This window comes from Primorskyibacter aestuariivivens, from assembly GCF_028023675.1.
Classification (GTDB): domain Bacteria; phylum Pseudomonadota; class Alphaproteobacteria; order Rhodobacterales; family Rhodobacteraceae; genus Marinovum; species Marinovum aestuariivivens.
Window position 1 is genome coordinate 39,809 of sequence record NZ_JAQIOZ010000007.1, and the last position, 25,629, is coordinate 65,437.

Annotated in this window: 23 protein-coding genes; 9 read left to right on the forward strand and 14 right to left on the reverse strand. The window is 63.0% G+C overall.

The window, feature by feature from the left end; translation table 11 throughout:
• Window positions 1-51 precede the first annotated feature (51 nt).
• The 4 genes from PGB28_RS09210 to PGB28_RS09225 are packed head-to-tail and all read right to left on the reverse strand — an operon-like array spanning window position 52 to window position 3,621.
• On the reverse strand, window positions 52-762 hold the full coding sequence (locus PGB28_RS09210; RefSeq protein ID WP_271421221.1) for a VIT1/CCC1 transporter family protein: 711 nt from the start codon (window positions 760-762) through the stop codon (window positions 52-54).
• Window positions 763-768: 6 nt separating this feature from the next.
• On the reverse strand, window positions 769-1,767 hold the full coding sequence (locus PGB28_RS09215; protein ID WP_271421222.1) for a YcjF family protein: 999 nt from the start codon (window positions 1,765-1,767) through the stop codon (window positions 769-771).
• On the reverse strand, window positions 1,760-2,206 hold the full coding sequence (locus tag PGB28_RS09220) for a GNAT family N-acetyltransferase (RefSeq protein WP_333908230.1): 447 nt from the start codon (window positions 2,204-2,206) through the stop codon (window positions 1,760-1,762). Before PGB28_RS09220 ends, PGB28_RS09215 begins: the two co-directional genes overlap by 8 nt.
• Window positions 2,206-3,621: a YcjX family GTP-binding protein gene (locus tag PGB28_RS09225; RefSeq protein ID WP_271421224.1), complete on the reverse strand. Its 1,416-nt coding sequence runs from the start codon at window positions 3,619-3,621 to the stop codon at window positions 2,206-2,208. The genes PGB28_RS09220 and PGB28_RS09225 overlap by 1 nt, the downstream gene beginning before the upstream one ends.
• A gap of 110 nt (window positions 3,622-3,731) precedes the next feature.
• On the opposite strand from PGB28_RS09225, the gene truA reads away from it, so the two are divergent.
• The 3 genes from truA (at window position 3,732) to argF (ending at window position 6,885) form a co-directional block, all read left to right on the forward strand.
• Window positions 3,732-4,505 (forward strand): tRNA pseudouridine(38-40) synthase TruA, encoded by a 774-nt coding sequence (gene truA / locus PGB28_RS09230; RefSeq protein ID WP_271421225.1) that lies wholly within the window; start codon window positions 3,732-3,734, stop codon window positions 4,503-4,505.
• A 192-nt stretch (window positions 4,506-4,697) separates the two neighbouring features.
• Complete coding sequence (locus tag PGB28_RS09235) at window positions 4,698-5,873, forward strand: aspartate aminotransferase family protein (protein WP_271421451.1); 1,176 nt, start codon at window positions 4,698-4,700, stop codon at window positions 5,871-5,873.
• Window positions 5,874-5,958: 85 nt separating this feature from the next.
• Window positions 5,959-6,885 (forward strand): ornithine carbamoyltransferase, encoded by a 927-nt coding sequence (gene argF, locus PGB28_RS09240; RefSeq protein WP_271421226.1) that lies wholly within the window; start codon window positions 5,959-5,961, stop codon window positions 6,883-6,885.
• A 38-nt stretch (window positions 6,886-6,923) separates the two neighbouring features.
• Here the strand turns inward: argF and PGB28_RS09245 are convergent, their stop codons facing one another.
• Both PGB28_RS09245 and PGB28_RS09250 read right to left on the reverse strand, forming a co-directional pair.
• A complete protein-coding gene (locus tag PGB28_RS09245) occupies window positions 6,924-8,402 on the reverse strand; it encodes an inorganic phosphate transporter (protein ID WP_271421227.1) in 1,479 nt (492 codons plus the stop codon).
• A gap of 106 nt (window positions 8,403-8,508) precedes the next feature.
• A complete protein-coding gene (locus tag PGB28_RS09250; protein ID WP_408636238.1) occupies window positions 8,509-8,931 on the reverse strand; it encodes an NUDIX hydrolase in 423 nt (140 codons plus the stop codon).
• Between the two features lie 159 nt (window positions 8,932-9,090).
• On the opposite strand from PGB28_RS09250, the gene gndA reads away from it, so the two are divergent.
• Window positions 9,091-10,491 carry an NADP-dependent phosphogluconate dehydrogenase gene (gene gndA, locus PGB28_RS09255; RefSeq protein ID WP_271421229.1) on the forward strand — a complete coding sequence of 467 codons (1,401 nt, stop codon included), beginning with the start codon at window positions 9,091-9,093 and terminating at the stop codon, window positions 10,489-10,491.
• 98 nt (window positions 10,492-10,589) lie between these two features.
• On the opposite strand, the gene PGB28_RS09260 is transcribed toward gndA, so the two are convergent.
• On the reverse strand, window positions 10,590-11,501 hold the full coding sequence (locus PGB28_RS09260; protein ID WP_271421230.1) for a pirin family protein: 912 nt from the start codon (window positions 11,499-11,501) through the stop codon (window positions 10,590-10,592).
• Between the two features lie 247 nt (window positions 11,502-11,748).
• Between PGB28_RS09260 and PGB28_RS09265 the strand changes: the two genes are divergently transcribed.
• Window positions 11,749-13,230 (forward strand): hypothetical protein, encoded by a 1,482-nt coding sequence (locus tag PGB28_RS09265; protein ID WP_271421231.1) that lies wholly within the window; start codon window positions 11,749-11,751, stop codon window positions 13,228-13,230.
• Between the two features lie 153 nt (window positions 13,231-13,383).
• On the opposite strand, the gene PGB28_RS09270 is transcribed toward PGB28_RS09265, so the two are convergent.
• On the reverse strand, window positions 13,384-14,295 hold the full coding sequence (locus tag PGB28_RS09270; RefSeq protein WP_271421232.1) for a LysR family transcriptional regulator: 912 nt from the start codon (window positions 14,293-14,295) through the stop codon (window positions 13,384-13,386).
• Window positions 14,296-14,393: 98 nt separating this feature from the next.
• Between PGB28_RS09270 and PGB28_RS09275 the strand changes: the two genes are divergently transcribed.
• A complete protein-coding gene (locus PGB28_RS09275; RefSeq protein WP_271421233.1) occupies window positions 14,394-15,206 on the forward strand; it encodes a class II aldolase/adducin family protein in 813 nt (270 codons plus the stop codon).
• A 55-nt stretch (window positions 15,207-15,261) separates the two neighbouring features.
• Here PGB28_RS09275 and PGB28_RS09280 read toward each other — a convergent pair whose 3' ends face one another.
• From PGB28_RS09280 to PGB28_RS09290, 3 genes are all read right to left on the reverse strand, one after another.
• Window positions 15,262-16,632 carry an aspartate aminotransferase family protein gene (locus tag PGB28_RS09280; protein ID WP_271421234.1) on the reverse strand — a complete coding sequence of 457 codons (1,371 nt, stop codon included), beginning with the start codon at window positions 16,630-16,632 and terminating at the stop codon, window positions 15,262-15,264.
• Between the two features lie 212 nt (window positions 16,633-16,844).
• Window positions 16,845-18,089 carry an NAD(P)/FAD-dependent oxidoreductase gene (locus PGB28_RS09285; protein WP_271421235.1) on the reverse strand — a complete coding sequence of 415 codons (1,245 nt, stop codon included), beginning with the start codon at window positions 18,087-18,089 and terminating at the stop codon, window positions 16,845-16,847.
• Window positions 18,090-18,269: 180 nt separating this feature from the next.
• Window positions 18,270-19,373 carry a carbohydrate kinase family protein gene (locus PGB28_RS09290; RefSeq protein ID WP_271421236.1) on the reverse strand — a complete coding sequence of 368 codons (1,104 nt, stop codon included), beginning with the start codon at window positions 19,371-19,373 and terminating at the stop codon, window positions 18,270-18,272.
• A 184-nt stretch (window positions 19,374-19,557) separates the two neighbouring features.
• Between PGB28_RS09290 and PGB28_RS09295 the strand changes: the two genes are divergently transcribed.
• Both PGB28_RS09295 and PGB28_RS09300 read left to right on the forward strand, forming a co-directional pair.
• The gene (locus tag PGB28_RS09295; protein WP_271421237.1) at window positions 19,558-20,505 is read left to right on the forward strand and encodes an NAD(P)-dependent oxidoreductase; all 948 of its coding nucleotides are present in this window, start codon (window positions 19,558-19,560) and stop codon (window positions 20,503-20,505) included.
• Between the two features lie 44 nt (window positions 20,506-20,549).
• Window positions 20,550-21,032 (forward strand): hypothetical protein, encoded by a 483-nt coding sequence (locus PGB28_RS09300; RefSeq protein WP_271421238.1) that lies wholly within the window; start codon window positions 20,550-20,552, stop codon window positions 21,030-21,032.
• A 332-nt stretch (window positions 21,033-21,364) separates the two neighbouring features.
• Here the strand turns inward: PGB28_RS09300 and PGB28_RS09305 are convergent, their stop codons facing one another.
• Window positions 21,365-22,153: a class II aldolase/adducin family protein gene (locus PGB28_RS09305; protein WP_271421239.1), complete on the reverse strand. Its 789-nt coding sequence runs from the start codon at window positions 22,151-22,153 to the stop codon at window positions 21,365-21,367.
• A 91-nt stretch (window positions 22,154-22,244) separates the two neighbouring features.
• On the opposite strand from PGB28_RS09305, the gene PGB28_RS09310 reads away from it, so the two are divergent.
• Window positions 22,245-23,180, forward strand: a complete 936-nt coding sequence (locus PGB28_RS09310; protein ID WP_271421240.1) for a GlxA family transcriptional regulator — start codon at window positions 22,245-22,247, stop codon at window positions 23,178-23,180.
• Between the two features lie 211 nt (window positions 23,181-23,391).
• Here the strand turns inward: PGB28_RS09310 and PGB28_RS09315 are convergent, their stop codons facing one another.
• Window positions 23,392-23,730: a DUF427 domain-containing protein gene (locus PGB28_RS09315; RefSeq protein ID WP_271421241.1), complete on the reverse strand. Its 339-nt coding sequence runs from the start codon at window positions 23,728-23,730 to the stop codon at window positions 23,392-23,394.
• Window positions 23,731-23,801: 71 nt separating this feature from the next.
• Window positions 23,802-25,580, reverse strand: coding sequence for an aminopeptidase P family protein (locus PGB28_RS09320; protein ID WP_271421242.1), 1,779 nt, complete (start codon window positions 25,578-25,580; stop codon window positions 23,802-23,804).
• Between the last annotated feature and the right edge of the window lie 49 nt (window positions 25,581-25,629).

The following is a 25,629-nucleotide window of genomic DNA, read 5'->3' on the forward strand; positions in this document are numbered from 1 at the left end:
TCGTTTGGTTTTCCGGGGGTGCCTAGCAGCGGGGCAGGGCACCGGCAAGCGTCAGACGTGAAACAGCGTCCCGACGAAATAGGCAATGGCCGCCGCGATGCCGCCGATCAAAAGCGTCTCGCCGCCCGATTTCCACCAGCTGGCCAGCGACCAACGGCTCTTGGCCGCGCCGATCACGAAGAACACCGCGAAGGTCAGGAAAGCCGAGACGGCAAAGGCATTGGGCACTGAGAAGATAAAGGGCAGGAGCGGGATCATACCGGCGATGAGAAACGCCACAAAGGTCACAATGGCGGCGTGCAGCGGGTGCGGCTCGATCTCGCCGACGCCGTATTCGCCCTCCATCATCATCGCGATCCAGCGGTTGCGGTCGCGGCTGATTTCTTCCGTCGCGGCCTCCAGCGTGTCGCCCGACAGCCCTTTGTTGCGCAGGATTTCTTTCAACTCCAGCCGCTCGCCGTTGGGGTACAGGCGCAGATGCTCTTCCTCGATCTGGCGCAGGCGTTTGGCATTATCCAGCTCCGCCTTGGTGCCGGAAAAATTACCCGCCGCCATGGAAAACCCGTCTGCCAGCACATTGGCCAGCCCCAGCGCCACGATGACATAGGGTGACAGGCCCGCCCCCGCCACGCCCGCGACAATGGCAAATGTGGTGACCGAGCCATCAATGCCGCCATAGATCGCGTCGCGCAGATGGCCAGAGCCGCGCAGCGCGTCCAGTCGTGCGCGAATCTCTTCGTGGCTGTGTCCGTGGTCTTTCATTCCTCGTTACTCCGTTCTGAACAACCCGCTGAGCGCGCTTTGCACGATCTTGCGGACCGGGGGGCGTTTTGCGCTGACAAAGGGCAGGGGGCGGCAGACTTCCATCGCCGCCGCGCCCACCCGCGCCGTCAGCGCACCGTTCACCATGCCTTCGCCAAAGCGGCGCGACAGCTTGCCAAGGATCGAGCCGCCCAGCAGTGGCTCCAGCATGTCATCGCCCACCGCCACAGCACCCGTGGCCACCAGATGCGCCATCACCGCGCGGGTCAGCCGCCAGCTTCCCAATGTGCCCGAGCGTCCGCCATAGATCTCGGCGATGCGGCGGATCATGCGCACATTCGCGGTGAGCGCCGTCACCACATCGGCCAGCGCCAGCGGCACCAGCGCGGTGACCGTGGCCACTTGCCGCGCGGCGGCCTCGACCTCGCGCTGGGCGGCGGCGTCCAGCGGGCTGAGCAAATCGGCCTCGACCTGACCCAGCATCGCCTCGGCGTCGAATGAGTCCTCAAGCCGGTCCTTGAGCTTGTCACGGCCCCAGCGGGTGTCCTCGCGCCCGCCATAAAACCCGATCAGGTCACGCGCCACGCTGCGCGCGGCCTTCAGGTCCCGATCCGCCAGCGCCTCGTCGGCGCGCATCTTGAACCGGTCCACGCGTTTGAGCCTGCCAAAGGCCGCCATTTCCCGGACAATGATGATCAGCGCCACGAAGACCAGCAGACCGATCAGCCCGGTCACCGCCCAGCCCAGAATAGGTTGCCGCGCGATCAGACCCAGCGCGAAATCCCACGCCGCGACCGAGATCACCGCGCCCAGCACCGCCAGCAGAAGCCCCCAGAACCAACGCGCTAGCCGCGACGGTGGCCGCGCGGCCAAAAGAGCGGCGGTCTGCATCGCTTGTCCCTGTGGCGCCGGTTGGCCAAGCTCCGGCACCGGCGGCGCGTCCGAGGGAGAGGGCGCCTCGCCTGCCTCAAGGTCAATCAGCACCGGGCCTTTGCGTTCACTCATGCTCTTTCTCCCAGACAAAGCGGATATCGGGCAGGCCTTCGTCATTGGTGCTGCCATCGCCCCGCCCGGCCTCTTTGAAACCATGGCGCAGGTAAAAGCGCCGCGCGGCGTCGTTTTTCTGAAACGTCCAAAGTTCAAGCCGCTCGGCCCGTGCCTTGGCCTCATCCAGCAGTGCGGTGCCGATCCCCTGTCCCTGATGCTGCGGATGGACGAACAACACGTTCACCTCGTCCCCATCCCGCGCGATGAAGCCTGCGATTTGGCGTTCGGAGGCTTCGGCGACGCGCACCCAGCCCCGGTCGATCATCCGCCCGCAAAACGCCACGTCCTCGGCCCCGCTATGCAGCGCGGGTTTCCACGCGGGCGCGGCATTGGCCTCGGTCATGATCTGGCCGATCTGGCCGGCATCGGTCGGGCGGGCGGGGCGCAGGGTGATCATCACAGCTTGTCCCCGATCAGGAACTGCGCCGACCGGTCCAGCCGGATATGTGGCGGCCCGTCGCCGGGTTTCAGCGTCAGCGGGGCAGGGGCAAAGCGCATGATCTGATAGTCCCCGTCCAGCCAGGCCTCCTGTCCGTCGCGGGCCGGGCCAAGCAGTGCGTTTGGATCTTCCGGCAACTCTCCGGGATACATCGCCGCCGCCTTGCCGGTATCGAGCAAATGCCCGCGCACCACATCCAGATCGCGCCCGTCATGGCGCAGGGTTTCCTCGGTCGTGGCGCGCAGGGACGCGATGGACATGGCCGCGGTTTCCGCCCCGGCAAAACGCGCCCGGTCGCGGGCCTCCCGCGTCAGCGCCTCCATGATGGCGGTCAGGCGCGGGTGCTGCGTATGGTGGATATGGTCGGCCTTGGTCGCGGCAAAGAGGATCTTTTCCACCCGCTTGCCCATCAGGAGCCGGGTCAGGAAATCGTTCCGCCCGGGCCGGAAGGCCCCAAGGATATCGGCCATGGCATGGCGCATATCCTCGACCGCCTGCGGCCCCTTGTTGATCGCCCCCAATGCGTCGACCAGCACCACCTGCCGGTCGATGCGGCTGAAGTGATCGCGGAAAAACGGCTTCACCACCTCGCGCTTATAGGCCTCGAACCGCCGCTCCATCTCGCGCCAGAGCGACCGGCGCGGCGGGCTGTCTGGCCGGGCCAGCGGCGCAAAGGTCAGCACCGGCGCGCCGTCGAGATCGCCGGGCAACAGGAACCGGCCCGGGGTACAGTCATAAAAGCCCGCGCGCCGAGCCTCGTTCAGATAGGCCGTGAAAGACGCCGCCAGCGCCTTGGCCTGCGGTTCTTCCATTGCGCCACTGCCATCCGTGCCCGTGGACAGCGCCAGAAAATCCGCCGCTTCCGCGCGGCCCTGAATACGGGCCAATACCTCTTCGGACCATTGCGCAAAGCTCTTGTCCAGAAGGGCCAGATCAAGCAGCCATTCGCCGGGATAATCGACGATATCGAGGTGAATGACCTTTGGCCCCTGAAGGCCCGACAGGAACCCGCCCGGCTGCACCTTGAGCGAGAGGCGCAATTCGCTGACCGCGCGCGTGCTGTCCGGCCAATGCGGCGCACGAGCGGTCAGCGCGCCCAGATGCGATTCGTAATCAAAGCGCGGCACGGTGTTGTCGGGCTGCGGTTGCAGATAGGCATGCAAGAGCCGCCCTTCCGAGCCCGCAACCAGCCCGTTCATCCGCCCCCGGTCCATCAGGTTGGCCACCAGCGAGGTGATGAACACCGTCTTGCCGGATCGCGCCAGCCCGGTCACGCCCAGCCGGATCACCGGCTCGAACAGGGCCTCGCTTACCGTGTCCGTAACGGTCTCGACACTGCGCACCACGCTGTCGGCCAGAGTGTTGATGATCAAGCCTGCCCCCGTTTCCTGCCTGTGTCAGAGGATAGGCATGGCGGGGCGGCGTTACCAGAGGGCGATTGGGGGGATTGTTTGACGCGTTGCGTCACGCTACATCGCGGCTCATGCCCAGATACGCGCTCAAAGTGGAATATGACGGCACCGGTCTGGCCGGGTGGCAGCGTCAGGCCGACCAGCCCTCGGTTCAGGGCGCGGTCGAGGCGGCGCTGGCGCGCCTTGAGCCGCGCGATCATACCATCGCCGCCGCGGGACGCACCGATGCGGGGGTACATGCGCGGGGGCAGGTGGCGCATTGCGATATGGAGAAGGACTGGGATCCGTTCCGGCTCTCGGAGGCGCTGAACCATCATCTGAAACCGGCGCGCGTGGCGATCCGCGATTGTGCCCGCGTGGAGGATGACTGGCACGCGCGCTTCTCGGCGCGGGAGCGGCGCTATCTCTTTCGCCTTTTGACCCGCCGCGCGCCCTGCACCATGGAGGCGGGGCAGGTCTGGCGCGTCAACCATCGACTTGATGTGGACGCCATGCGCGCAGGCGCGGCGCATCTCATCGGGCATCATGATTTCACCACCTTCCGCTCGTCCATTTGTCAGGCGGCCTCGCCGGTGAAAACGCTGGACAGTCTGGAGATCGACGCGGTCGAGACCGATGCAGGGACGGAAATCCAGTTCCGTCTCGCCGCGCGCAGCTTCCTGCACAACCAGGTGCGCAGCTTTGTCGGCACACTGGAACGCGTGGGCGCGGGGTCCTGGCACCCCGATCAGGTGCGTGATGCACTTGAGGCCCGCGACCGCGCCGCCTGTGGCCCGGTCTGCCCGCCACAGGGGTTGTATCTCATGAGCGTGGGCTACCCGGACGATCCTTTTGCTGCAAAATAACGCTTGCCGGGACGCCGCTTTGCGTCTATCCGCCACGGAATGAGCACGCAGACCCATATCCGACGAGACATCTAAGTCCCTGTCCCCCATGCCACAGCGCATGGCCTTTCTGCCTGTTTACCCCCCAACCCAACTTGACTTGCCCCCGTGCCCTTGGCACCCATTGGGCTTCTTATTTTCGAGGATATCGACATGATCCCTGCCGTTCTGCCGACTTACAACCGGGCAAAACTGAACTTCGTCAAAGGCGAAGGCTCCTGGCTGATCGAGGCGGACGGGCGACGTTTCCTTGACCTTGGCTCTGGCATCGCGGTGAACGCGCTGGGCCATGCGCACCCCCGTCTGGTGCAGGCGCTTACCGATCAGGCTGGCGCGCTCTGGCATGTCTCGAACCTCTACGAGATCCCGCAGCAGGAGAAACTGGCCCGGCAACTGACCGAGGCGAGCTTTGCCGACACGGTGTTCTTTACCAATTCCGGCACCGAAGCCTGTGAACTGGCGGTCAAGATGGCGCGCAAGCATTTCTTTGATGCCGGTCAGCCGGAGCGGGTGGAGATCATCACCTTTTCGGGCTGTTTCCATGGCCGCTCCACGGCCGCCATCGCGGCCTCGGGCGCTGAGAAAATGGTCAAGGGCTTCGGCCCGCTCCTGCCCGGGTTCAAACATCTGGACTGGGGCGATCACGACGCGCTGAACGCGGCGATTGATGACAAAACCTGCGCTATCCTCATCGAACCGGTGCAGGGCGAGGGTGGTATTCGCCCGGTCCCCGATCAATGCCTCAAGGGGCTGCGCGATCTCTGTGATGAACACGGCATCCTGCTGATCTTTGACGAGGTGCAATGCGGCATGGGCCGGACCGGCAAGCTCTTTGCCCATGAATGGGCGGGCGTCTCGCCTGATATCATGATGGTGGCCAAGGGCATTGGCGGCGGCTTCCCTCTGGGCGCGGTGCTGGCCACGGAAAACGCCGCCTCGGGCATGGTGGCGGGCACGCATGGCTCCACCTATGGCGGCAACCCGCTGGCCTGCGCCGTGGGCAGCGCGGTCATGGACCATGTGGCCGATCCCGCCTTCCTGTCTGAGGTCAACCGCAAGGCGGGTCTCCTGCGCCAAAAGCTCGAAGGTCTGGTGGCCGCCCATCCCGACACGTTCGAGGCGGTGCGCGGCGCGGGCCTCATGCTTGGCCTCAAATGCGTGAAACCGGCGGGCGACATCGTAGCGGCGGGCTATGGCAAGGAAGTCATCACGGTCCCCGCCGCCGACAATGTGGTGCGCCTCTTGCCCGCGCTCAATATCACCGACGAAGAGATCGCCGAGGCCATCAACCGGCTGGACGCCGCGGCATCATCCCTTGAGAGCTCCTGATCTTCTTCTGTTTCCAAATACCTCGGGGGAGGCCGCAGGCCGGGGGCAGAGCCCCCATAGCCCCGCATCGAAAAAGCGATACGCCATGAACCATTTTCTCGACATCCACAAAACCGACGCCACGGCGCTGCGGACTATCCTCGACAGCGCGGCGGCGATGAAATCCGCCCGCAACGGTCGCCCGCGCGGTGCCGCCGATGATGAGCAGCCGCTCAAAGGCCAGATGGTGGCGCTGATCTTTGAAAAACCGTCCACCCGGACCCGGGTCTCCTTTGACGTGGGCGTGCGCCAGATGGGCGGCGAGACGATGGTGCTGTCCGGCTCCGATATGCAGCTGGGCCATGGCGAAACCATCGCTGACACCGCCCGCGTGCTGTCGCGCTATGTGGACCTGATCATGATCCGGACCTTTGACGAAAGCGTGCTGATCGAGATGGCGGAATATGCCTCCATCCCGGTGATCAACGGTCTGACGGACCGCACGCATCCCTGCCAGATCATGGCTGATATCCAGACCTATGAGGAACATCGCGGACCCATCAAGGGCAAGAAGGTCGTTTGGTGTGGCGACGGCAACAATGTCTGCGCGTCCTTCCTGCATGCCGCGGGGCAGTTCGGGTTCGACATGGTCTTTACCGGTCCGGCCCAGCTTGATCCCGAGGATGAATTCGTGGGGCTTGCCCGCAAGGCAGGCGTGAGCGTTACCATCGAACGGGACGCGGAAAAAGCAGTGGACGGAGCGGACCTGGTGGTCACCGATACTTGGGTGTCGATGCATGACAGCCAATCGTCAAAAGAGCGCCGCCACAACATGCTCCGCCCCTATCAGGTGAACGATGCGCTCATGGCCCATGCCAAGCCGGACGCGCTGTTCATGCACTGCCTGCCCGCGCATCGCGAGGAAGAGGTGACCTCGTCGGTGATGGATGGGCCGAACTCGGTGATCTTTGACGAGGCCGAAAACCGCCTGCATGCGCAAAAGGCGATCATGCGCTGGTGTCTCGGCGTCTGAACAAGCGTCAGCCCGGAGCGATCCGGGCTGCGAGCGCTTTACCCGGCGACGCTGTTCAGGATCACAAAGATCACGCCCGACATCACCGCCGCCGCAGGCACGGTGATGACCCAGGCCGCCGCGATGGTCATGAAATGCGACCGGCGCACCAGCTTGCGGCGGCGCTGTTCCTCAACCGCAAGACGATTGGCGCTCGGGCGCGCCGCCCGGGTCTGACGCCGCCGCCGCTCTGCGTGCCATTCGCGGAAGAAGCCCACGCCAAAGACGCCGCCCACCGCGATATGGGTGGAGCTGACCGGCAGGCCCAGCCAGGACGCCACGATCACCGTGATCGCCGCCGAGAGCGCCACGCAATAGGCGCGCATCGGGTTGAGCTTGGTGATCTGGCTGCCGACCATGCGGATCAGTTTCGGACCGAACAGGAACAGGCCAAAGGAAATCCCCAGCGCCCCGATCACCATGACCCATTGCGGGATGGCCACCTTGGCGGCGAAATCACCGAATTCGGTGGCATGCACGATGGCGGCCAGCGGTCCCACCGCATTGGCCACGTCATTGGCACCGTGCGCAAAGCTCAGCAGCGCGGCCGAGATCACCAGCGGAAGGCCGAACAGCACCTTGAGCGATTTGTTGCGGTTTTCCAGCCCCTCGGATTGCCTGCGGATCAGTGGTTTGGACAGCAGGTAAGACAGAACCGCGATGCCAAGCCCGATCAACAGCGCCGTGCCGATATCGATCTTCCAGATGCGTTTCAGCCCCTTGAGCGCGAGATAGGCCGCAAAGGCTCCGGCCATGATTGCCACTAGAACCGGCACCCAGCGCCTAGCAGCGGCGATCTTGTCATCCTGATAGATGATCCGCGACTTGATGAAGGCGAGGAACGCCGCCGCGATGATCCCGCCCAGCACCGGCGAGATCACCCAGCTGGCCGCAATGGCCCCCATGGTGGGCCAGTTCACCGCCGCCATGCCAGCCGCCGCGATCCCCGCGCCCATCACGCCGCCGACGACGGAATGGGTGGTAGAGACCGGCGCGCCGACCCATGTGGCCAGGTTCACCCACAGCGCCGAGGACATCAGCGCCGCCATCATCGCCCAGATGAATGTATTGGTCTCACCCATGCCGGAGGGGTCGATAATGCCTTTGGAAATGGTCGAAACCACATCGCCCCCCGCCAGAAGCGCGCCCGCGCTTTCAAAGATCGCGGCAATGGCAATGGCCCCGCCCATGGTCAGCGCATTGGCCCCCACCGCCGGGCCCATATTGTTGGCCACGTCATTGGCACCGATATTGATCGCCATGTAGGCGCCCAGAACGGCGGCCGCGACGATCACGTAATTGATCGGTTGCTGGCCAAAGAAAATCGCCGCCGCAAGTCCTGCCAGCGCCATAAAGACAAGGGCGATGCCCATGCCCACCATCGGCCGCGCCACGTAAGCCGTGGCATATTCCAGCGTTCCGATCCGCCCCAGATCGCGGTCAAGCGTGTCGAAATGACGGTCCGTGTCGTCTTGCATGCGTGAATCCCCCTAGGTCTTGGCCAAGGGGGTAGGGACAGCGGCCCGATGCTGCAACCGGGCCGTTACAAAAATGTCGTGAAATTGTTACAAAAGGGCAGCGAAGTCACACTGCGCGCAGCAGGTCCTGCAACCCGGGTTCGCTGACCAGTTGCGCCGCTTCTTCCGGGGAAACCCATTTGCGGGTGCGTTCGTCGGCCTCGGGGAAATCATTGGCCACATCGCCCACTTCGATGGCATAGACCTGCGCCTCGACCGGAACGGGAAGGCCGCCCTTGAGACGCTTGTCATAGTCAAAGGTGCCGATTGCGGTCTTGCTGACCTTGGCAGGTTTGACGCCCGCCTCTTCCCAGGCTTCCTGCACCGCCGACCCCTTGGCATCGAGACCATCCACGAGCCAGCCCTTGGGCACGATCCAGCGACCGCTGTCCCGGCTGGTGACAAGCAACACCTTGCGTTTGTCACCCTTGCCCCGGTAGCACAAAGCGGCCACCTGGATACGTTTGGGGCGTTGGTAAAGGGGGCGCACAATGTTGCGCCATGCGTCTTTTAATTGCATCGTTTTGGAAACCCGTCTGCTCTCGGCTTGTTGTTATATCGACAGAGTATATACATTGCAATGAACAAAATCCAGTATATTTCGATAATTAACGGGGAAACAGTTTCACAAAACCGTCAGGAGTAACGCATGAGTGATGCAAAAATCGCGATCTACGGGCTGGGCACGATGGGCAGTGCGCTTGCGCTGAACATGGCGGAAAAAGGCGTGAAAATCGCGGTGTCGAACCGGTCGTCTGATGCGGTGCCGACATTCCTGGACGAGGCGGGGGAACTGGCCGTGCAGATCGACGGGTTCGATACGCTCGAGGCGATGATTGATGCGCTGCCCAGCCCGCGCACCATCCTGTTCATGATCCCCTCGACCGGGCCGATGGACGATATGATGGATCATGTGATCCCGCTCTTGTCGCCCGGCGATACGGTGATTGACGCAGGCAATGCGGATTTCCACGCCACGCGCGCCCGCTCCGCGCGCCTGTCCGAGCATGATCTGCATTTCGTCGGCATGGGCGTGTCGGGCGGCGAGGAGGGGGCGCGCACAGGCCCGTCCATGATGGTGAGCGGCACGGCGCATAGCTGGGAACAGCTGCAACCCGTGGCCGAGGCGATTGCCGCGAAATTCGACGGTGTTCCTTGCGTGGCGCATCTGGGGCCGGATGGTGCGGGCCATTTCGTCAAGATGGTCCATAACGGCATTGAATATGCCGATATGCAGGCAATTTCAGAGGTTTACGGCCTCATGCGCTACGGCGCGGGCGAGGCGCCGGAGACCATCGGCGCGCGCTTTGCCTGCTGGAACGCCGGGCCGCTCAAAAGCTTCCTGACCGAGATTACGGCGAAAATCCTGACCTCCACCGATGATCACACCGGGCAGCCGATGATCGACGTGATCGTGGACAGCGCGGGTCAGAAAGGCACCGGGCGGTGGACCGTGATCGAGGCGCTGAAACTGGGGCAAAGCGCTTCGACCATCGAGGCGGCGGTGGGCGCGCGCATCTGGTCGTCGCAGCGCGACAGGCGGGCGGCGGGCGCGACGCTCCTGGACGGGCCGGGGCTGCTGGACCTGCCCTCGGACGAGGATCTGGAAGCGGCTCTGATGGCGGCGCGCATCCTGGGCCATGCGCAGGGGTTTGACGTGATGCAAACGGCCTCCGAGGACTATGACTGGGCGCTGGACATGGGCCAGATCGCGCGTATCTGGCGCGCGGGGTGTATCATCCGCTCGGCGCTTCTCGATGATATTTCCGAGGCATATGAGGGCGATATGCCGGAACGCTCACTTATGCTGGCCCCAGCGATGCGCGCGCGTCTGGCCGATGCGGTGCCTGCCCTGCGCCGCGTGGTGGGGGCGGCGGTGGCGTCGGGGTATCCGGTGCCGGTGCTCTCGGCTGCGCTGGCCTGGCATGACAGCATGCGGCAGGCGCGCGGCTCGGCCTCGATGATCCAGGCGCAGCGGGACTTCTTTGGCCATCACGGCTTTGCCCGGTTGGATGACGCGGGCCAGCATCACGGGTCCTGGACGCGCTGATCCCTGCAACGTCATGTCTTCTCTGGCTTTGTAAATATCCCCGCCGGAGGCAAGAAAGTTATTGCGGCGCGCCAGCCAAAGGGCGCGCCGCAAGGCTATCAGTGTGCCGGTTTGATAAAGGTGTTGTTGCGCAGATCGGCAAAGGCCTGCATCAACTCGGCCTGCGTGTTCATCACGATCGGCCCGTGCCAGGCCACCGGCTCCTGAATGGGCGCGCCCGAGATCAGCAGAAAGCGGATGCCCTCGGGGCCCGCCTGCACCGTGACCTCGTCACCGGTGCCAAAGCGGATCAGCGTGCGGTTGCCGGACATGTCGCGGATATTCACCTCTTCGCCCGCCACTTCCTTTTCCAAGAGCACACCTTGCGGGGTGGAAGCATCGGCAAAGGCCCCCGCGCCGTCGAACACATAGGCAAAGGCGCGGCGGTAGGTGTCGATCTTGAAGGTCTTTTTCACGCCCGCAGGCACGAAGATATCGAGATATTGCGGATCAGCGGCGATGCCGTCCACAGGGCCGCGTTTGCCCCAGAACTCGCCGACAATCACCTTTACCCGCGTGCCGTCATCGTCGATGATTTCCGGGATATCGCGGCCCTTCACATCCTGATAGCGCGGTGCCGTCATCTTGAGCGAGGAGGGCAGGTTGGCCCAGAGCTGGAAGCCATGCATCTGGCCCTGCGCGTTGCCCTTGGGCATTTCCTGATGCAGGATACCCGACCCGGCGGTCATCCATTGCACATCGCCCGCGCCCAGCGTGCCGGTATTGCCAAGGCTGTCGCCGTGATCCACCGTGCCGTTGAGCACATAGGTGATCGTCTCGATCCCGCGATGCGGATGCCAGGGAAAGCCCGCCATGAAATCTTCGGGCCGCTCGTTGCGGAAATCGTCAAAGAGCAGGAACGGATCAAGTTCGCTGGGGTCCTGAAACCCGAAGGCGCGGTGCAGTTTCACGCCGGCCCCTTCCATCGTGGGCATGGCGCGGCGGTTTTCGAGAGTGGGACGTAAGGACATTGGACTGTCTCCTGTGAACTGTCTTTGGAACAGAGATAGAGCGGTGCCTGTGTCCACTCAACACATGCAAGGGCAAAGTCTTTGTGCATCTTTGCACAGCTCGTCATGCGCGTGGCGGTTTTTGCCCGGATGGGGCCAATTTTAGCGAAGATCCTCGCCACCCATCCGGAACTGTGCGCCGGGTCACAGTCGGATGCAGGATTTGCGTGTCTAACTTGCGGCAGTTTCAATCAGCAGGAGAGTCGCCATGCGAATGCCACTACTGACCGCAGCTCTGGCCATGTGCCTTCCGGGGCTTGCGCCCGAGCGCGCCGCGGCGCAGGACTATCAACAGGATGCGCTGTGTTATACGGGGCAGGACGAGATTTGCGAATTCCTGCCTGTCGACCTGACCGGGCTCAAGGTCAATCCCGGCTATACGCCCAATACCAATATTGCGGACGGTGACAGCGCCAAGCAGCAGAATTTCGACTATTTCGCATGGCAGATGTTCGTGGCGCTGAACTGGCCGTCGGATGGCACCGGCGCGCCCGAGGGCAGCATTCTGGACTCCGGCACGCTGGATCAGCCGCGCGTCTGGGAAAGCTGGCCGGGCATCGAACATGTCTTTGACGAAAATAACAACGTCCCGGCCACCTGTGCTGCCGGGCGTCTGACGATGAGCGAGACGAACAAGGTCACCTCGTCCAGTTTCATCGAACCCTTCACCCCCTGGCCGCTGATCGACGTGGCGGGCAATTACGTGATGTATGACATCCGCCTCAACCAGACAGAGGCGGCTTATATCCTCAAGAACGGGCTGAACACCAAGGCCGGTCAGCAAGCCTTTGGTCAGGCCTGGGACCTGCCGCGCGGCGTGGTCACCTCGGGCACGCATGACGACGTGGCGGCCGCCATTCCCGGCGCGATGGAGATGAAAACCGCCTGGCGCGTCCTGCCCGATGGCGATGACGGGCTGGGCTATTTCACGGTGCCCGGATCGGTGCATGTGGCGGCTGAGAACTCTGCGACCGGTGAACCGCTTTGCCTTGATGTGACGCTGGGGCTGGTGGGGATGCATGTGATGCAAAAGATCACCAATCCGTCCGATTTCTCGGATTTCTGGGTCTGGGCGACCTTTGAGCATGTGCGCAATGCGCCTGATGCGGCCAACGCCCCGGTGAGCCAGTCCAACAGCAATTCGCCGCTGTCGGGCAATGACCCGGTGGCATCCTGCCCGGTGCCCACCGATGCCTCGGGCGATTGGGCGTTTTTCAACGCGGACTGCACGCGTGATGGGGCGGCCTGTGCGCCCAATACGCCACCGGCGGGCAAATCCCCCTTCCTGTGGCAGGCCCAGCCGCCCTATGCCGCCAGTTACCTCGATGATGGCAAATACGGCACCCAGGTCACGCGCTGCTTTGACGTCTATGAAAGCGCCGACAATATCTCGGCCAAGTATCAGGACGCGTTGTCCGGCACGCCTTTTGCCAATTACCAGTTGATCGGCGCGCAATGGGCGCAGGCGCAGATCGTCGAATATCCCGATCCGCTCAAGCCCTTCCCGGCACCGATCTACCTGGTGAATTCGACGCTGGAAACCTACCTGCAGAACAAGCCGGTGATCGACCCGCAGACCGGCGCGCCGAACAAGAACGCGTCCGGCTCCTGCATCATCTGTCACGACATTGCGACGGACAGTGCTGGCAACAAGTCTGATTTCAGCTTCCTTGGCGGCTACGCGCATTGATCGGGGTTTGGACGGCGTTCTGCGTCGCCCTGATATAAAAACACGGAATCGGGCGGGGCCCTTCCCGCCCGTTTTCACGCCTGGACCCGCCGCAGATGCGCGGTCGTCTTCGCCGTTCGGGGATGCCTTTGGGAATGCGCCTGACCGCTGCGGTCAAGCCTCCCAATCCGGCGCGCGGAAAGCATCGGCGACAAAATCCACGAAACTGCGGATGCGCGGGACGATCTGGCGTTCGGGCAGGAACACCGCCTGAATTGCCGTGTCGTCGGCCGGGCGCAGATCGGGCAAAAGCTGCACCAACCGGCCTTCGCGAATGGCTGGGCGCGCGAGGTGTTCGGCCACGCGCATCACCCCCATTCCGGCAAGACACATCTGAAACAGCGACATGCCCTGATTGCCGCGCAGGCGGCTTTGGGCGTGAAACGTCACCGTGTCGTTGCCATCCACGAACCGCCAGCGGTTCAGATGTGCGCGGCTTGCATCCCAGGCCAGGCAGGGCAGGGAGGACAGGTCCCCGACCGACCCGGGCAGCCCATGGCGCGCCACGAGATCAGGGGCGGCCACCACCAGCCGCCGCAACCGGCAGAGCTTGCGATGCATGAGGCTGGCATCGGGCAAGGCCCCCATGCGGATGGCCACGTCGATGCCGCCTTCGATCAGGTTCTCGTGGTCGTCGGTGAGCCGAAGATCGAGGGACAGGCCGGGATGGCGGGACAGGAACTCCGGGATAAGCGGCGTGATCCGGTCGAGGCCAAAGGCGATGGGGGCCGAGACACGCAATTGGCCCTCCAGGCGCGCGGCATCGTCCTGCCATTCCGCGTCTGCCGCATCAATCGCCGCCAGCGTCCGGCGCACGAGGTCCATATAGCGCGCCCCCTCGGGCGTAAGCCGGTGACCACGTGTCGTGCGGTGCAACAGGGTCACACCAAGCCGTGCTTCAAGCCGCTGGATCGTCTGGCTGACAAAGGGCTGGCTGGCCTCCAGCACGCGTGCGGCCGCGCTGAAGCCGCCCGTGTCGACCACCGCGCGGAAAACCCGCATTTCCACCAACCTGTCGTCGCGCATTACGCCATAACCACAATAACAGTTATTGCCACAGTGATATTGAGCGAAACCCACGCAACATTCAATATCCGCGCGAACCGCGCAACAGGAGACCCGCCATGCTTGACCTCGGCAACCGTATCTCGATCTACCAGCCCGAACAGGAGGGGCTGATCTTCCCCGAAATCCCCGATTTCGAGACCGTCGAAGACGAACGCCGCCACCGCAAGGAGCGGCTGGTCGCGGCCTGCCGCGCCTTTGCGCAGGCCGGGTTCGATTATGGCTTTGCCGGGCATCTGACCGTGCGTGATCCGGAACGCCCCGAGCTTTACTGGACCAACCCGATGTGCGTGCATTTCGACAAGGTGAAGATGTCGAACCTGATCCTTGTCGATCATGCGGGCACCGTGATCGAAGGCGATTATGCGGTCAACCGCGCGGGCTTTGTCCTGCACGCCAATGTGCATGAGGAACATCCCGACATCATCGCGATGTGCCACGCGCACACCACCTATGGCACCGCATGGTGCGCCACCGGGCGGCCCATTGACCCGATTACCCAAGATGCCTGTGCCTTCTTCGAGGATCACGTGGTGATCGGCGAACAGGGTGGACAGGTGGCCGTGGAAAACCACGCAGGCAGCGACGTGGCCAAGGCGTTCAAGGGCGTCAAGGCGGCGCTGCACCAGAATCACGGGCTGCTGACCGCGTCGCGTCATTCGATTGAATCGGCGGCGTTCTGGTTCATTGCGCTTGAGCGTTGCTGTCAGCAACAACTGGACATCGCCGCCAGCGGCATCGAGCCGATCCGCATCCCCGAGGATCGCGCGCGCTACAGCCGCGAACATGTGGGCAGCGACTATATTGGCTGGCTGCATTTCCAGACCATCTGGAACCAGCTGGTCGAGGATCAGCCCGACATGTTCGACTGAACCGGAGCAGAGTGAGGAAACGGGCGCCACAGAAACCGGCGCCCGTTTTGTGCGTTTACCCCAGCACCTCGTGCACGGCCTCTTTCAGCTTGCCCGTGATCTCGTCCGCCTCGGCCCGGGTGAGGCAGAAGGGCGGCGCAAAGCCAAGGATATCGCCCTGTGGCATGGCCCGCGCAATGACCCCGCGTGACAGCAGCGCCCCGGCAAGTTTGGCCCCGGTTGTCTTGCTTGGGTCAAAGAAGGTCCGGCTGTCGCGGTCCTCAACAAACTCCACAGCGCAGAGCAGCCCTTCGCCGCGCACATCCCCCACATGCGCATGATCGCCGACGGCGTCCATGAGCGCGGCTTTGAAATAGGCCCCGGTTTCGCCCGCGTTCTGCACCATGTTCAGCGCGTCGATCAGCTTGAGGTTGGCCACCCCTGCCGCCGCGCCGATGGGATGCGCGGAATAGGTCCAGCCATGGCCGATGGGGCCGTTTTCATCGGTGCCTTGCTCCAGCACCGCCCAGACCTTGTCGCTTACGATAGAGCCCGAGAGCGGCGCATAGGCCGAGGTCAGACCCTTGGCGATGGTGATGATGTCGGGCTTGATGCCGTAATGCTCTGACCCGAACATGGTGCCCAGACGCCCGAAACCGGTGACCACCTCGTCGGCGATGAGCAGGATGTCATGCCGGTTCAGCACCTCCTGAATGGCGGCCCAATAGCCTGCGGGCGGCGGCACAAGACCGCCGGTGCCAAGGGCCGGTTCGCCGATAAACGCGGCAATCGTGTCCGCGCCTTCACGCTCGATCAGCGCTTCCAGTTCGGCGGCGCAATGGGCGACGAACTGTTCTTCGCTCATCGACAGGTCATCGCGGCGGAAATAATAGGGTGCCTCAGTGTGCAGCACTTGCGCCAGCGGCAGGTCGAATTTCTTGTGGAACAGCTCCAGCCCGGTGAGCGACCCGGTCATCAGCCCGGACCCGTGATAGCCGCGCCAGCGCGAGATGATTTTCTTCTTCTCGGGGCGGCCAAGGATGTTGTTGTAATACCAGACCAGCTTGATGTTGGTTTCATTGGCGTCCGACCCGGACAGGCCGAAATAGACCTTGGACATGTGATCCGGCGCGCGGTCCAGCACCATCTTGGCCAGCGTGATCGACGCCTCTGTGCCGTGGCCCACGTAGGAGTGGTAATAGGCCAGTTCGCGGGCCTGATCGGCGATGGCCTCGGCAATCTCGGGGCGACCATAGCCAACATTCACGCAATACAGCCCGGCAAAGGCGTCCAGAAGGCGATTGCCGTCACGGTCCTCGATATGGCAGCCGCTGCCGCCGGTCACCACGCGATTGGGCACATTACCCCGCGCGAATTCGGCCAGGTGGGTGGAGGGGTGAAAGAAATTCTCGCGGTCCCACTGGTCCAGTTGGTCATTTCTGAGCATGGCTCACCTCAATACATCAGGCGGCGCGCCGCCGGTTTCAGACAGGGAGGGGCTTTTCGCGCGATGACCTCTGGCCCCGAGGCCAGCGGTCGAACGGTCAGGCTCCGCCCATCCCGGGCAGCAGCGCGCAATGCCTTTATTGCCGGGGACGGCCCAGCCCTAGCGCAGTTTTGCGTCGGGTGCCAGAGGGCAGGGGCGGGGTTTTGCCGCGCCTATCGCAGGTAACGGGTCGGGTCATAGGGCGCGAGGTCGAGGTTCGGTGCGGACCCGCCGATCATCTGTGCCAGCAACTGCCCGGTGCGCGGCCCGGCGGTCAGGCCCAGATGCTGATGCCCGAACCCGGTATAGATGCCGCTGTCGCCGATCTGGCCAATCAGCGGCAGGCTGTCGGGGGTCGAGGGACGGAACCCCATCCATTCCTGCGTGCCGGAATAGCTCAGGCGCGGAAAGGCGCGTTTCGCCTCGCGCCGGATCAGCTTGATCGGCCCGTCGCTGGGACCGGCATGGTGATCACCCAGCTCCACCGTCCCGGCGCAGCGCAACCCGTCACTCATGGGTGTGACGCCAAAGGCGCCGGTGGAGATCATCATCGGGTTGCGGGGCAGTTCAGAGGGGTTCTCAAACAGCACGTGATAGCCGCGCTCGGTCTCAAGCTGCACCTTGAGGCCCAGCATGCGCATCATCTCCTTGGACCAGATGCCCGACGTCACCACCGCCGCGTGGCAGTCAAAATTGCCCTGATCGGTTTCGACCCGCGTGATGCGGCCCTGTTCGCGTTGAAACCCCTTGACCTCGGCCTGCACAAATCGCCCGCCCCGGTCCGTGACATGATCCACAAGCGCGGCCACGTATTGCCCCGGATGCAGCACATGGCCCTGACCCTCCAGCACGGCGAGGCACTGGAAATCCTCGCCCAGGATCGGCTCTTCCTCGCGGACCTCCGCCCCGGTCAGGACCGTCGGCGCGAACCCCGCCGCGCGTTTCATGGCCCAGCCATAGCCATCCGCGTCAAACGCCTTGCGGCTGGTATAGGCATAGCCCAGCTTGCTGTCGGCGATCCATTGCTCCAGCCCGGTGCCCTGCACCAGCGCCTTGTGATCGGACACCGCATCGCCCACCAGAGGCAGCAGCGCGCCCACGATGCGCCGCGTCTCGGCATCCGTGGCATGGGACAGGAAGCGGGTGAGCCATGGGATGAGCTTCGGAAAATATCCCCATTTCATGAAGAGCGGTGAATTGGGATTGAGCAGGTAGCCGGGCAGCTTGCGCCACAACCCCGGTGTCGTGACCGGCATGAACCCCCATTGCGCAATCAGCCCCGCATTGCCATAGGACGCGCCCATGCCCGGCGCGCCCTTGTCGATCAGGATCACCTCATGGCCAAACCGCTGCAACCACAGCGCGGTGGACGCGCCGACAATACCTGCGCCGATGACAATGACGGGTTTGTTGCTCATGCTTGCATCCTCCCGCGCCAGTTAGTGGTGGGCCGGGGCCTTGTGCAAGCCTGTCATTGGCCGGGAAAGGGCGCGGGGAGATTGGGGGAAGATTTCATGTCCGGTGTTTTTCTGATCGTCATAGAGATTTGGGTGAGCGTCTGTTGTGTGGACAGAGCGGCCATGTGAAGACGCTCGGCACTAAAACGGGCTGGCCGGAACCGAGAGTGTTTTGAGACCGTCAGTGGCAGTGTAGCCGGAAAGGCAGGCCGCCGCCGCGCGTATCCCGAATGTAAGGCAACTCTCAACAGGCCAGTCCTCGTGGACGCCATGCAGCACCCCTGAAGCAAAAGCATCGCCCGCGCCGACCGCGCTAATGATTTCTTCGGGGGGAATCGGCTCCGGAGTGACTGCGACCTGGACGTTGTCTCCATACCAGACAACGTTCTTTGGAGAATGGATGATGACGGCCTGCCTCACTCCGCCGGATTTCAGAAATCGTGCCGCCTTCATCATTTCTTCGGCATCTAATCCACGATTCAGATTCACACCAGCTGCTTCCTCGGCTTCGAGCTCGTTTGCAAACAGGATGTCGATTTCGCTAAGGGTCGCTTTGACAATGTCTTGATAAGTGTCGGATTTGAACGACGCGAGGTCGACGCAGGTTTGTATGCCGTTGGCGCGAGCTTCCGACAGGACGTGGGCGGCGGCGGTTTTGCCAGACGGAAGTATCTCGTCGAGCTTGTCGAGCAAGGTCAGATAACCGAGATAGAGCAGCTTGATTTCGGCTTTCGACAATGCATCCAAATTGATCGACGACGCATCGAACAGGCTGTTGGCGCCGCGGTGGTGGAAGAAGGTGCGGCTGTCGCCCTGAACGTTCATGACGTGAGTTTGTGATGTTGTCGCCAACGTCGTTCGCTTCATGCCGTCGATTGGTAAACCCGCCTCGACGCATAGCCGCAAGACCTCGCCTCCCATGCCTCCCGACCCGATCAACCCGATTGGAATAACCGGGTATGAAACTCCCATCGCCCGGAGGCCCAAGGCAACATTTGCAGGACCACCGCCAAGATCGATGTGCTGGGACTCAATAATCGCTAGTCCCGACTTCTCGGGCCAATGCGAAATGGTGTGCACGGTGTCCAGAATCCAGTTTCCGGCACAGGCAATCCCCTGTCTTTTTTTCTCGCGCGGGACCGTCTCGAGCATGCTCTCACAACTGGCGAACAGGAATTGAGTGATAAGAATAGCAGACTTCGGGCCTCGGCGCATACCACATATTACGCCCGTCGCCAGAACCATGGCGCGGTGGGCATCAATTCGGCTGCTTTGGGCTCAATGCGGTCGTTCGCTCAGATGCGGCTTAGCCAAAGTTGTGCATTCCGGCATACCGGGGCAAATCCCACAAATCCCGCCGCCCATGTCGCGCATGGATAAGACAGGACGGTTTCCGCCCCCCAACGTGGCGCAAACAGGAGGATTTTTCATGCAAATCGGCTTTATCGGCCTTGGAAATGTGGGCGGCAAACTGTCGGGGTCGCTCTTGCGCAACGGCGTGGACCTTCAGGTCCACGACCTCAACCCGGAACTGGTGGCATCCTTCGTGGCGCGCGGCGCGACACCGGGGAAATCCCCGGCCCAGATGATGGCGGCCTGCGATGTGGTCATCACCTGCCTGCCCTCGCCACAGGCCTGCGAAGCGGTGCTGCGCGAGATGCTGGACGAGGTGCGCGAAGGCAAGATCTGGCTTGAGATGTCCACCACCGAGGCCGAGGCCGTGGCCCGTCTGGGCCGCGAGGTCGAGGCGCGGGGCGGGGCCGCCGTGGACTGCCCGGTCTCGGGCGGCTGTCACCGGGCAGACACCGGCAATATCGCCATTTTCGCCGGCACCGACCGCGCGACGTTCGAGCGTGTCCTGCCGATCCTGACCATCATGGGTCGGCGCATCCTGCATACCGGGCCTCTGGGGTCGGCCTCGGTGCTCAAGGTGATCACCAATTACCTCGCCACCGCCAATCTGGTCAGCGTGGCAGAGGCGCTGACCGTGGCCAAGGGCGCGGGCATGGACCTCAACACCGCCTTCGAGGCGATCCGCATCTCGTCGGGCAACAGCTTCGTGCATGAAACCGAAAGCCAGGTGATCCTGAACGGCTCGCGCGACATTTCCTTTACCATGGACCTCGTGGCCAAGGATATCGGTCTGTTCCAGACGGTGGCCGACAATGCAGGCGTGCAGCTGGATCTCAACCCGCTTTTGATCGATATTTTCAACGACGGGATCGACCGTTACGGCCCGCGCGAGCTGTCGCCCAATATCATCAAGCGACTGGAAGAGCGCACCGGGCTTGATATCCGCGCGCCGGGCTTTCCGGCGGAAATGACCGATGACGAACCCGAAGAGCCGGGATACGAGGTGAGACCCTCTCGCGCCTGATGGAAAACCGGTCTAAGAGGGGGCGTGACCAACAGGAGCCCGACATGAGCGACCCCCTTACCGAATTGCGCGCCTCGCCTGCGCGCCGCGCTATTGGCGTGGGCACCATGTTCGCGCTGGGCGCGCTGCTGGTCTATCTCGGGCTGTCGCAAAGCTATGAAAACATGGCTTGGCAGGTGGTCGTTCTGGTGTTCGGCGCGGCGGCGCTCTGGGCCGCGGTGCGGATGCAGCAGGCGACCGCGCTGCATATCGAGTTGCACGAGGACGGGGTCTATGATTCCGAGGGCGTGTTGCTGGCCGCGCTGGACGATATCGACACGGTCGAGCGTGGCATGCTGGCCTTCAAGCCCTCCAACGGCTTCATGATCCGTACCAAGACCCCCCAGCCGCGCCGCTGGCGGCCCGGTCTCTACTGGGTGCTCGGGCGGCGCATCGGGGTGGGCGGAGTGACGGCCGCCAGCCATTCCAAGGCCATGGCCGATATCATCGCGATGAAGATGCGCGAGCGGCGGGGGGAAGAGCTGTAGGGGTCAGCGGGTCGTGCGCCGGGTGTTCGGAGTGAACGGCGCGTCGCGCCGAGCAGAGCCGGTCGGCGGCTGCTGTCCTCGGGACGGGCGCATGAGTTTTGCAGGTTGGGCGGTTTCCGGGCATTCGCCGCAAGGGCGATCCAGACCCACCGGGTAGGTGGGAGCGGACATTCAAACTACGTCGGAACTGCGCGCTTTGCTGCGCTGCCGCAAGGCGGCTTCGAGCCCGTAGTCTCAGATGCTGCACGGGCCCATGAATGTCGGAAATAGTGTTTGCTCCAACTTCATGTCATGGGCCCCTCCGCAATACTTACCGATTCGATTTCTGGAGATCAGCCACAGTAGTGAGGTGCTTCGACATCCAGGCGGCGGCGGATGGCCAGCCATTCCAATTCACCTTCATACCCGTACCAGTCACTGGCGCTCATATCGGCGAGATGGCGTTTGATTTCTTGCTTGGGGATTTCACGAATGGTTGCGCCGCCCGCCGCTGATTTCTGCACCTCAAGCTGCACCGCACAGGCCTGATCAAGATAGAAGGACCGGAAGAAGGCTTCGCCGGCCGTGGCCCCGAAGACAAACGCGCCATGCCAGGCTTCGATGATGGCCTTCTTTCCGCGTCCTGCATTCAAAAGGCCCGTCAGAAAATCGTCCGTACATTCGAATTCATAATCGGTGTAGCCGAGAACATCGCCGCCACCGATCATGAGGTAGGCCTGGCTGAGGGGTTGCAGCCCTTCTTTCTGGGCGGATACGCCCATGATCGCCTTGGTGTGTATATGCATGATGCAGTTCATGTCCGGGTGCGCTTCGAAGAACAGCTTTCCGATCTCGGTGGCAGAGGGGTTCGGCTCGCCGTTTTCGGGATTGTGGTTCGACCGGTCAAAGCCGACCTTGATCAGGTTGGATGCGGTAACTTCCTCGTGCATCCAGCCGTAGTGATGCGTCAGCAAAGCGTCTTCTCCGGGCACGCGGATCGCGTGCCATTGGTTGGTCACGTCTGTCAGCCGGTACTTGACCAGCGCATTGTAGATGGCTGCGAGCTCGCAACGGGCTTCCCATTCCGCATCGCGGCAATTGGCAGGTCTGTGGCCGCTGGGGGTCGGGGTCATGATGTTCATTGGGTCTCTCCTCAATATTCGTCGGAGAATAGATCACCTTCGCCACAAAACTTGACTTGAAGTGCCTGTTATTGTGCGGAATCTTCTCAAGATGGCAAATGTCACGTTCATATTGTTCCCGAAGTTCCAGATGCTGGCCTATGTTCTGGCCACCGAAACACTGCGCGTGGCCAACAAATGCGCAGGCCGAGAGGTATTTCGCTGGCAAACGCGGTCCGCGACAAACCTCCCGGTTCAAGCTTCAAACGGTGCGTTGATCGCCCCGGACACGGTCGACTGGCAAGGCGGCCCAGATGCGGATCTCATACTCCTTTGCGCGGGATATGACCCTCTGGACCATCTCACGGCGCGGGTGCGTGCTTTTGCGTCCCGTGCCAAAAGGAGCCACAGTGTCATCGGAGGCGTGGATACAGGGACGGTCATACTGGCGGAGCTTGGTTTGCTGGATGGTGCAAAGGCCGTGCTGCACTATGAAGCAGAGGCCGCGTTTCGCGAACGGTGGCCTGACATCGAAATTACAGATCAAATATACTGTTTGGATGAGCGACGGCTCACAGCGGCTGGCGGTACAGCAACAGGCGATGCCGTTCTGGCCTGGATCGCCCGCGACGTTGATCGGGAACTCGCATCCCACACCGCGAACGGTATCGTGCACGGTGAAGCCAGACGCAGCGAGACTCCACAACGTAATCCGAATACAGCTGATCCTGTTCTGCTGATGATGCACCAGCTTATGGTCGAAAATGTGTCAGAACCTGTCTCGATCAAGGACATATGCGGGCGCTTGGGCGTATCGGAAAAGCAGCTGCGCGGACGTTGTCTGGCGACTTACAGCCAGACCCCTTCCGCCTATTACCAAGCACGAAGACTGGAGGTCGGATACCATTTCATCACCAATTCCCAGATATCCATTACCGAGATCGCGCAAACCAGCGGTTTCGAATCCCTGCCGAGTTTCTCGCGCGCAATACGTGTCCGCTATGGGTCTTCGCCAAGACAGTTACGAAAGCGGACCTCCAAGACCTAAACACAAACAACCACTTTGTCCCGCGTTGCTGACCATCGGCCCCCGCAATTGCTGCGCGATGCATGAATGGCCGCTTCGGTGAAGCTGCGATGCGGCGTCCAAACTCACGGCCAAGGTCGGCTCTGGGCCGCTTCCCACGCATGACCCATCGTGCCCCCGGCTCATCGACTGCAGCTTGTACCTCGGGCGCGGCCCCCTTGCCGTGTCGCCCTTAAACCCGCTCCACCTGCAGATACTCGCCCGGGTAAAACGCCAGGTAACCCTTGATCCGCTCGGCCGCCTCGATCGGATCCTCATAGGACCAGACCGCATCTTTCAAGGTCCGGTTCTTGGCTTCGATGGAATAATAGGACGCTTCGCCCTTTTTCGGGCAGGTCGTGCGCGTGTCGGACGGATCAAGAAAGGCCATCGCGATGTCTTCGCGGGGGAAATAGATCACCGGGTCGTGCCCGTCCTCGATCAGTTCCAGCGCGTTCGAGCTTTCGCCCAGAACGGCGCCGCTTGCGCGGACGGTCCATTTGCCGGTGGCTTCTACGATTCTGATGCTCATGTTGTCTCTCCCCACGTCACAGGCCCGCACATGCGCGGACCTCTTATCCGGTCGCATGTAACAGCGTGATGTCAAATGTCTGCGGTTGCGGCATCCAACCACATCGCGGCCCGCTTGCCCAGCCTCGGGCCGATTTTCTGACGACATGTCGCATGGTAGGCATTGAGCCAGTCGCGTTCCGCCGCGCTCAGCATGTCGGCTTTGATCAGCCGCCGGTCAATCGGCACCCAGGTCAGCGTCTCCCACTCCAGCATGGCGTCAACCGTTCCGCCGGGCAGGGCAGGGGCCTCGCGCACCACCAACAGGTTCTCGATCCGGATGCCGAATGCGCCTTCGCGGTAAAACCCCGGCTCATTGGACAGGATCATGCCGGGCAAAAGTGGTTCCACCCCCGTCCGGGCCAGACGCTGCGGCCCCTCATGCACGCAGAGATACGCGCCCACCCCGTGCCCGGTGCCATGGCCGTAATCCTGCCCCGCCAGCCACAGCGGCATGCGCGCCAGCGCGTCCAGATCGCGGCCCGCCAGCCCCTTGGGCCAGCGCGCGCGGCTCATGGCAATCATGCCCTGCAACACGCGGGTGAAGGCCTCGGCGGCCTCGCGTGGCGGGTCACCAATGGCGATGGTGCGGGTGATGTCGGTGGTGCCATCGGCATATTGCCCGCCGGAATCGACCAGCAGCAATTCGCCCTCGGCCAGTTTGCGGTTGGTCTCCTCAGACACGCGGTAATGCACGATTGCCCCGTTGGGACCCGCGCCGCTGATCGTCTCAAAGGAGATGTCGAGCAATTGGTTGGTGTCCCGCCGGAAGCCTTCGAGCGCGGTGACCACGTCGATCTCGGTCAGGTCTCCGGGGGCCTCCGCGTCCAGCCAGGCAAGGAATTCACACATCGCCGCCCCATCGCGCAAATGCGCCTCGCGCGCGCCTGCGATCTCGGCCCCGGTTTTGCAGGCCTTGGGCAGGATGCAGGGATCGCGCGCCTCGCTCACCTCGGCGCTCAGCGCATCCACCACGGCGAGCGGAACCGATTCCGGATCGACCAGCACCGGACCCTGCAACGCCGCCAGCGCGGGTTTGAATGCGTCGGGATCGTGCCGCCGGATTTCCGGCCCAAGTGAGACGCCGTCCAGTTTTGCCGCGGCCATGAACAGATCGACGGACCCGTCATCACACAACAGGGCAAAGCCATGCGCCACCGGGTTGCGGGGAATGTCCCCGCCGCGGATGTTCAAAAGCCAACACAGCGAATCCGGCAGGGTGATCACCGCAACCTTTGCCCCCTGTTCGCACAGAGATTTGGCCAGGTCTGCCCGCTTCTGAGCCGAGCTTTTCCCGGCCAGCGTATCCGGATGCATCTTGACCGGTGCCATGGGCGGGGATGGTTGGTCGTCCCAGATCGCATCAACCGGGTTGTCCACGCGGGCCAGTGTGACACCGCTGCCTGCCAGCCCTTTTTCCAGCGTCCTGAATTGCGACAGTGTGTGCAGCCATGGGTCGATCCCCACGACGCCCTTGTCCAGATTGTCCCTGAGCCAATCCGCGATCTGCACCTCTGGCCAATCCACCGGGGTGAACACATCCGCCACCTGCGCGCGCACCTGCACCCGGTAGCGCCCGTCCACGAACACGCCTGCCTTGTCCGCAAGCACGACGGCAAACCCCGCCGACCCGGTAAACCCGGTGAGCCATGCCAGCCGGTCGTCGCGCGGGGCGACATATTCCCCCTGATGCACATCGGCGCGCGGCACGATGAAGCCGTCCAGCCCTTCGGCGGCCAACCGCGCACGCAGCGCGGCAAGCCGGGGCGGCCCCTGTTCGGGCCGTGCCGTCACTTCGAATGTCTGGAACATGGCTGCACTCCCCTGATCTGATTGCGCCCGAAGATACGCCAACGCCGCG